A 9,300-nucleotide genomic window follows, 5' to 3' on the forward strand; every position below is an offset into this window, starting at 1 on the left:
TTGCACCCTATGTGCAGATCAATGCCGGCAATGTTTCAGACCTGAAGCTGGCCTGGAGCTTCCATACCGGGGACCTTGCCATTGATGGCGCCGAGTATCAGGTCACCCCGCTCAAGATTGCCGACACGCTTTATCTCTGCACGCCGCTCAACAAGGTGATTGCGCTCGACCCGGTCACGGGCAAGGAGAAATGGCGCTTTGACCCGCATATGCAGGTGACGCGCGGCAACAAGGGCTGGAAGCGCTGCCGTGGCGTAAGCTACGCGGATATGACAACCATGTCGCTGCTTGCACCGGATGCCAAGGCTTTCGGCCCGCAGGACGTAGCCGATACCACTACAGCGCCGTCTGCTGCCGGGGCCGCTGCCTCCGCAGACACCGCGCCTGCCGCTTCCGTCTTGCCGGCTGCGCCTGCGCCAATCGATGCGTCAGCGCCTTGCGCAAGACGCATTGTCAGCACGACCAATGATGCCCGCCTTTTTGAGCTCGATGCTGCCACAGGTGCACTGTGTCAGGATTTCGGTGATCACGGCATGGTCAACCTGCTTGAGGGGCTCGGGCCGACAGCCCCGGGATCCTATTACCTGACATCTGCGCCGCTGGTGGCAGATGGCGTGATCATGGTGGGTGGCAAGATCAACGATAACATGACCGTGGGTGAGCCTTCCGGCGTCATTCGTGGTTACGATGTCCGTACGGGTCGTCTTGTCTGGGCCTGGGATGCCTCGCGTGGAAACCGCGATAGCCGCCCGCTACCCGCAGGTCAGATCTATGCGCCCGAGACGCCCAATTTCTGGGGTACGGCGTCTTACGATCCCAAGCTCGGCCTTGCCTTCATTCCGATGGGCAATCAGACGCCCGATTTCTGGACCGGTAACCGTCATCCCTATTCGGATGAATATAACGATACCATCCTGGCGCTCAATCTGCGCACGGGTCAGGAACACTGGCATTTCCGTACCGCCAATAACGACATGTTCGACTATGACGTGACGTCACAGCCGATCCTGTACGATCTGCCCGGGGCGAATGGCGAGACGGTTCCGGTTGTGGTTGGCCTGACCAAGCGCAGCCAGATATTCGTGCTCGACCGCCGGACCGGCAAGCCTGTGGTCAAGGTAACAGACCGCAAGGTTGCAACTGATGGTATGCCCGGCCAGCGCATCAGCCCGGTCCAGCCCTATTCCGACCTGTCGATCGGTGTTGCGCCGCTCAAGGAAAGTGACATGTGGGGAGCAACGATCTTTGATCAGCTCTATTGCCGCATCGCCTTCAAGAAAATGCGTTGGGAGGGTGAATGGACTCCTCTGAGCGACAAGCAGAAAACCCTGATCTGGCCTGGCTATTATGGTGGGTCCAACTGGGGTGGTGGCGCGCTCGACCCGCAGACCGGCGTGCTGGTGGTGAATGATATCCGCATGGCTATGTGGGGTCAGTTCATCAAGCGCGAGGACGCCGCCCATGCGGGTCTCGTTCCCTCCACCGAAGGTGAATATTCGGAGCAGCTGGGCACGCCCTGGGGTGTGGAGCGCTCGATGTTCGTCTCGCCCATGGGGGCGCCCTGCTTCAAGCCGCCCTACGGTTCACTGACGGCCATTGATCTCAAAACCCAGAAAACGCTCTGGCAGGTGCCTGTGGGCAGTATTCAGGATGCCGCTATTCACGGTGTCTTTGGACAGAAGGGAATCATTCCGCACATCTACGTCCCGGTCGGTATGCCCACCATGGGTGGCCCGCTGCTGACAGGCGGTGATCTCGCCTTCTTCCATGGCTCGCTCGATAATTACCTGCGCGCCTTTGATCTGAAGAGTGGTAAGGAAGTCTGGCGTCAGCGCCTGCCAGTAGGTGGTCAGGGTACGCCGATGAGCTATGTCCAGAACGGCAAGCAATATGTTCTGGTTGTAGTGGGCGGGGCGACACGCACAGGCACGAATGCCAATAAGGGCGACTACGTTTTGTCCTACGCGTTACCCTCAGCGCCCTGAGGTGCCGACCTTCTTGCCCGGTATCATGATTGCCGGGTGAGACAGTTTCCGTCCTTCGCAAGCGGGACGGAACACGGGTCATATGGCAAGGAGCCGTATGATATTAGCACTCCGGGTGCGCCGCGCAGCGACTGGATATTCCGCTCCGCACGCACCCATTGCTTTGGCTTTGCTTCGACGAGGGCAGGACAGGCCGCATTCTCTCCACCGGCAAGGTGGTGCCGATGATTACGGGCCGTCGCTCCTTCACCGCCATGTATGCCGCACAGCCGATAACTCCAGAAAGAATCATCGCGCCTCAGGCCCGCTTCGCAGGGTTGCAGGCACAAAAAAAACCCTGCCGGATCTGGCAGGGGGGGCGTTTTACTGCCCGGTCCTATGCAGGGCTTGGTCAGGCTGAGCGCTTGAGGAGAGAGTTATACAGAGCCGCCAGCTCTGCGGCCTGATCCTCATAGTTGGGGAGGCTCGCCTTGTTCGGGTTCACGTAATGATCGAAGCGATCTTTCTGGTCGAGAATCGCCTCCACAGCAGCCTGAAGCGGGGCAGGATCGTTGATGATCGGGATAAGCGAGCCATTTACGCCATCCACGATCTCCTCGGACTGTCCTCCGGGGGCCGTGGAGATCACCCATACGTCACGTGAGAGAGCCTCACGGACTGTCAGGCCGTAGCTTTCGCGCCATTGCGAAGGGAAAAGAAGCACATCAACCTGATCGTAGAAATCATCAAGACCAGCCTGATTATAGGCAGGAACGGTCTTGATCGTGCCTTTGACCAGCCATTCCGAGGTGTCGATTGAGGGAAAGCCGAGATTGAGCGTGTTATCGACGAGTACTAATTCCCAGTCGTCGCGGGAGAGCTTCTCGAACGCCTTGCGTATTAGTTCGAAACCCTTGACGAAACCGATGCCCCCCACAAATGCGAAACGCAGCCTTGCGCCTGGTTCGCGTCGCTTTTTCGGGCGGGAGGGCCAGGTAAATCCGTTTCGATTGATCATAATGCGCTCGGCGGGGACGCCATTGCGCACATACAGATTCTTGTGTTCCTCCGACGGGCTCAAGATGGCGGCAGCGCCGGCGAGAGCCTGACGCATGACTTTGCGGCGCTCGTTCAGGTAATTGGCCCGTGTGGATTCGCCGGGTGCCAGGGGCACGTCGTTGCTCTCCAGGTGATATTGGCCATCGTCACGTGTGATGAACAGATTGTCCGATAGCCACCAGCAATCATGAAGGCTGATCACATAGGGGATACCGCGTTTCTGACAGGCCCGTGCCATGCCTGTCCCCATTTCCTGAATGGCATGGAAATGCACGAGATCAACGTCCCAGGCATCAATCCATCGTTCGATCTGTCGTGCCACGGTGACATTATCTGACGACCCGTTGCGGCCTGCGACGACTGAAAAGACATCCGTATCCAGAATTCTGTAACGCAGGGCGCCGTCAGGCAGATCCTGAAAGACAGGGCGCGTGGTCATGACACTGTTTTCAAACCCCGCCTTGGCAAGCGGGCCCAGAAGTGCCTCTACCACGATTGTAGCCCCGCCAAATGAACGCGGCGCCATGAAGACATTGACCTGAAGAATGCGGGGTGCCTTATGTCCGAAAGACGGCGGGCGACCGAAAACCGGTTCCACCTGCTGGGTCAGAATCCGCTCCGGGGCGTAAAGATTCAGAGCGGTTGCTCTCGCGGCCTCTCCCATACGCTCACGCAGGGCAGGATCATGGGCTAGGGTAAGAAGCGCATCGCGCCATTCCTCCGCACTACGCGCAAGCACACCGTTCTCTCCGGTCCTGATAACGCGCTTGTAGGTGTCGGTCGGTGAGCAGATGGAGGGCAAGGACAGGATCGCCGCCTCGAGGAACTTGATATTGCTCTTGCAGTCGTTGAAAAGAGTCTCCTCGAGCGGTGCAATGGCAATGTCGGCCTTGGACAGGGCTTCGAGATAAGCTGGATAAGACAGTTCATTGACCCGTTTCACACGAGAGCCAAAATGGGCAAAACCGGTTGAGATCTTGAGCGGTCCGATCAACAGAAGCTCGAGACGCGGCTCAGCTGTCATAGCCGCGATCAGTCCCGTTTCGGCTATCTTGAAATCCATGTCATGCGCACGGCTTCCCGAGCCATAGCATATGATGATGCGGTCGTCGCCCCGAGGCACCCGGTTCGCAAGGATCTGGCGCGCGACATCGAGCGTCTGGCTATCAAGCGCGTTTTCGAGAATCAGAACATCCTCGATGCCGATCTTGCGCATCTCCTTGGCCAAAGCCTCAGTCGAGGCCATGCCTCGGCCGCAGGCCTGTAAAGCAAGCAGATAAGAATCGGCAAGCTGATAAAGGTCCTGACGCTCGGTGTTATCCAACGTATCTAGATTACCGTTGCGGCGGTATAGAGCCTTGCTGAAAAGCAGGTCATCGATTTCCCAACGCGGCTGCAAACCCACACGTTTGGCCTCACTGATGAGTGACAGGACCGAGGCAATACCGGGGACGCGATAGAAAAGGACATGCGTTGCGATCTGAAGGGCAGAGAGCGCTTCATCGCTATCCTGCCAATCCACGATCTGGACGGTCCAGCCAAGCTTTCGCATTAGCTCTGCTTTTTGCGTGACGCGATATTTGGTGCATTGCTGAAGTCCGAGATCGGCGATCAGCAAATAATGAGAGCGCAGAAACCGGTCGGCTCGTGGTGCTGGACGACGCATGATCTGTTCCTGACGCTTTGTCGGAACAAAGAGCGGGTCGCCTGCCTGATCATTGTGATGCAAGAGTCTGCGCTTGACGCGACCGCTGTCGATAAAGCGACTGATCGCTTTGAAAAAACCCTCGGTACGGCAAGCATCCTGCCACTGCTCCCACGCTTCATTGAGCGGTACGCCACGTGGCAGGTGGCCCAGGGTGAGAGCACGAACCCAGCGCAATGGCTCCATCATGCGCCAGGAGAGTGAGCGACGCATAAGCTTGAGTTGCTGATTGCTCAGACGCAGTTCGGCCTGAAGTGCGTCCGCGCGGGTCGTCGCCAGATAGGCAGAGGCCCGCAGCACCTCGATTGAAGCTTCAGGATTATCAAAACCGGAAGATGTCTTCGTATTGGTAAAATCGTGCAAGACGTGCTCACTCAGGGACGAGTTCAGGATTGGCCGGATTTTTGAGGCCAACTGAGTCTATAAACGAATTTTACTATCTGGAAAAACAAAGGCCCGATCCATCGGATCGGGCCTTCGACTAGTCAGCTCTCGTATTCGGGATCAGCGTTTAGCTGATGACGATGTTCGAAGCCTTCAGATCAGTTACGCCAAGGAACGTAACCTTCATGTTGTTGTCCAGCTGCAGCGTGGTGTTGCCACCGGCCACAGTTGCCGTAGCGAGCAGGTTCTTTACGGCCTGATCGGCATCGGCGGGCTTGTAATTATACATGAAGAACATGTTGCCAGCAGCGCTGCCGAAGTCGGTGATGGTGATGTCACCACCGTTATGGCCAGCCAGCACGCCAAAGGTGTTGGCTGCACCGTCACCACCGGTCACGGTCGCGAAGCTGTCGCCATTGGAGTTCTCGAACTGCGTGCCGAACACAAAGTGATCGGAACCCGAAGTGCCGATGACCGTATTGTTGCCTGCACCCGTCCAGGCCTCGAGCGTGCCCTTGGAAGAGGACGCATCGATATACTGGCTGCCCGTTGTGTTGGGCTGGTTTGCAGTAAAGAGCGCGAGGCCGCTGGTGTTGACGGTGGCGTGCAGATCGTTTGCACCCCTGATCGTGCCGAAGCCCGCATTGATCGAGGTGTTGCCCGTGCCGGAAATGAATTGCAGCGCACCCGAGACGCTGATCGACTGATCGCTGCCGTGATCGACCTGCAGATTGCCGGCGGCCGAGATGGTGTCGCCAATGGCGCCAACGATGGTGCCCGTCGACCCTGTAAAGTTGACGGTCGAGCCCGTACCGCCAAAGACCGTGCTGTTGACGCCGACCGAGATCTGGCTTCCCGAAAGAGCCGAGTCGACAACCAGCGAGTTGGACTTGAGCGTGACGATCGAGTTGCCGCCGAGCAGGGTCACGGTGTCGGACGAGTTTTCGACACCCGTAATGGTGTCCTGACCTTCCGACCCCACGAAGTTGGTACCTGAGCCCAGGGTGATGACGTTCTGACCGTCGCCTGCGCGGATGTTGTTCTTGCCGTTCGCTGCAATGATCGTGTCATTGCCATCGCCCGTCGCGATCGTCCAGTTGCCCTTGTGGTTCGAACCATCGAACAGGTTGTTGCCCATGGTCGCAACAAACGTGCCGTTGTAGTTGCCGGCATAGAAGCTCGTACCAGCCGTCGTGCCCGCCATGACCGAGAGATTGCTGGCCGTGATGCCCGTGCCATCGACCGTCACTGGGGCGGAGAGGGGGGATACCGGGGTATTCTGGGCGGTTGAACCCAGGGGCGCACCCTGCGAACCGATGATCAGGTTCGTATAGTTGCCCTGCACCGAAAAGGCGCCGCCTGTGGTGATGACACCCTGGATCACACTGCCATTCGAGGACGGGCTTGCATTGGACCCGTTGACGAGATCGACAGATGTCAGATCGCCACGATTTGAAGCATTAAGAATCTGTGTCGCGTAGCTCGACGCAAGCGTCTGCATACGTGCACCCTCGACGGTGACCTGAACGGTCATACCCGACGAACCAACTACCGTTACGACCGCCATGCGATCATCTCCTTATTATTTTTGGAGGCTTCAAGACGCAAACTGTTACATGCTGCCGGCCCCTTTAAGCCTCGGCAGGCAGCATGGCTGTGTCGTCTGGCAAGACCCGCATTGAACGCCAACTTTTTTATGAATGTCTTAACCTTCGCTTCGAGTCAATAAAATGAAGGTAATGGGAATCATTCGACATTGGTTATGAAACAAATCGCAATGTGGGATTGGTAGAGAAGGTTTGGAAATGGTTTGAAATGCTAAACTGAAATCGCAGATTGTTGATTTTCCGGTATCTCTAGGAAACTATGTCTTTCTCACCTTGATTTACATCACATCTTCGCGACTTATACATATTTCGACACGGTCATGCGATTTGAAAATGAATTGTAGTTCATCTTCGCGAGCCAAGTAATGAACGACTATCTTACGCATGTGAATATGAAAGTGACGTGAATGCCTCATGACCCTGTTGCAAAACAGACATGTCGAGTTACATAAAATAGCGTGGCGTTAAGCGAATTATAAAGAAAATTCAGTGTTTTAGGCCCACTAGCCAGGTCGACCTAGGCGTTAAAAAACGCCAATTATCAGGTAAACGAACAACGAATAGTATAACTGGATAACTAGACGGAACCTCACGATTAAATGAGGTGCGGGCCGCATCAAGGTTGCGGCCCAAGGCTTTAGAACTCGAGAGTCTCCAGCTCCGCAAGCCATGCCGCGGCAGTCCCGTCAGAAGGGGCGCGCCACTCGCCACGTGGCGACAGGCTTCCACCCGAAGAAAGTTTCGGCCCATTGGGCATAGCCGAGCGTTTGAACTGGCTGAACCCGAAGAACCGTTTGATGAACAGGGTCAGCCAGCGCTTTATCTCAGGAGCGTCGTAAGCCACGCGGCGATCCTGGGGATAGTGAGCGGGCCAGATACCGCGGTCCTTGTCTTCCCAAGCCTGTAATGCAAGAAAAAGAATCTTGTCAGGTCTGAAGCCATAGCGAATCGTATAGTAAAGATTAAAGTCCTGAAGCGGATAAGGTCCGATCTTTTCTTCTGTTTTCTGTACGCCTTTATCGTCCGCGGGCACCAGCTCTGGCGTTATTTCAGCCGAGACAATGCGCTCCAGTACCGGGGCGATGCCTGGCCCGAGATTCTGCTGCTGCGCGAGCCAGCGTATCAGATGCTGGATCAGCGTCTTGGGCATGCCTGCATTGACGTTGTAATGCGACATCTGGTCGCCAACACCATAGGTGCACCAGCCCAGCGCAAGCTCTGACAGATCACCGGTGCCGATCACGATGCCATTGCACTGATTCGCCAGTCTGAACAAGAAGTCCGTACGCAGACCGGCCTGCACGTTTTCAAACGTGACGTCATGCACGGCCTCGCCCGCTGCAAAAGGATGCTCAATGGTCTCGAGCATCTGCATGGCGGTTGGGCGTATGTCGAGCTCATGGGCCTCGACTCCGAGAGCTTTCATCAACTCATGTGCCAGGGAGAGGCTCATACTGCCCGTCGCGAATCCCGGCATGGTGTAGGCATGGATGCGATTGCGGTCCCAGCCCATTTCATCGGCCGCTCGTGCGGCCACCAGCAGTGCAAGCGTCGAATCCAGGCCGCCTGAAACGCCAATCACGGCGCGTTCAACACCGCTGGTCTCCAGGCGTTGGGTCAGGGCGCGCACCTGAATGGTCCAGGCTTCATAGCAATCCTGATCGAGCCGCGCGTCGTTTTCAGGCACAAAGGGAAATCGGGGTACGTCGCGCTGAAAACCGAGATCATGTTGTGGCGGGGCGAGTGTCACGGCAATACGCCGCCAGCTCCGTTGCTCCTGCGCACGCGCGCAGTCATGAAAACTGCCCATACGCATGCGTTCCTGGCGCAGCAGATCCAGGTCGATATCAGCGAACGTCACCTGAGCGGTTTTTGGAAAACGAGCCGATTCACCAAGAAGGCGACCAGCCTCATAAATCGAGACCTGTCCATCCCATGCGACATCGGTCGTGGATTCCCCGGCACCGGCTGCCGCATAGACATAAGCACACAGGGCACGCTGCGACTGGGCGCGGCACAGCAGGTGACGATCTTCCGACTTGCCGATCGTGATCGTGCTGGCTGACGGGTTGCCGATCACCGTAGCACCGGCCATGGCCATGGCGGTGCTTGGCGGGCTGGGGACCCAGAGATCCTCGCAGATTTCTATGCCGAGGGTGAAATCAGGCAGGTCATCGGCTTCAAATAGGAGGTCAGTGCCAAAAGGCGCAGTCTGGTCACCCAGTCTGATGGTCTCCTGAATAATCCCCGCGCCCGAGATGAAATGTCTGGAGTCATAGAATTCGCGGTAATTGGGCAGGTAGGTCTTGGGCACGACGCCAAGCACCTTTCCGCGATGCAGAACGACTGCACAGTTGAACAGCCGCCCGCGCTGGACAAGCGGCGCCCCGACTATAACAAGACTGCTCCAGTCCGTTGAGCGATCGGCAAGCAACTTGAGGGCGCTGATAACGCCATCAAGTAGAGCGTCCTGCTGCCTCAGATCGTCGATCGCATAACCGGAGAGGCACATTTCCGGAAAGACGGCGAGTACGGCCCCCTCTTTCGCACAGTGTGCGGCCAGCGCGACAATCTGTTCCAC

At 57.0% G+C, this 9,300-nt stretch carries 4 protein-coding genes; 1 reads left to right on the forward strand and 3 read right to left on the reverse strand.

Going from position 1 to position 9,300, the window contains the following annotated elements:
• Positions 1 to 1,985 (forward strand): PQQ-binding-like beta-propeller repeat protein (locus P792_RS0120060; protein ID WP_152530267.1); only part of this gene is annotated, 1,985 nt, incomplete at its 5' end.
• 391 nt (positions 1,986 to 2,376) lie between these two features.
• Here the strand turns inward: P792_RS0120060 and P792_RS33555 are convergent.
• The 3 genes from P792_RS33555 to P792_RS33565 form a co-directional block, all read right to left on the reverse strand.
• On the reverse strand, positions 2,377 to 5,091 hold the full coding sequence (locus tag P792_RS33555) for a glycosyltransferase (RefSeq protein ID WP_023979723.1): 2,715 nt from the start codon (positions 5,089 to 5,091) through the stop codon (positions 2,377 to 2,379).
• Positions 5,092 to 5,239: 148 nt separating this feature from the next.
• Positions 5,240 to 6,679 (reverse strand): hypothetical protein, encoded by a 1,440-nt coding sequence (locus P792_RS33560; RefSeq protein ID WP_023979724.1) that lies wholly within the window; start codon positions 6,677 to 6,679, stop codon positions 5,240 to 5,242.
• A 677-nt stretch (positions 6,680 to 7,356) separates the two neighbouring features.
• Positions 7,357 to 9,300, reverse strand: a 1,944-nt coding sequence (locus P792_RS33565; RefSeq protein ID WP_023979725.1) for an NAD(+) synthase, incomplete at its 5' end; no start/stop codon positions are given.

Origin of the sequence: Asaia sp. SF2.1, from assembly GCF_000505765.1 — a bacterium.
Lineage (GTDB): Bacteria > Pseudomonadota > Alphaproteobacteria > Acetobacterales > Acetobacteraceae > Asaia > Asaia bogorensis.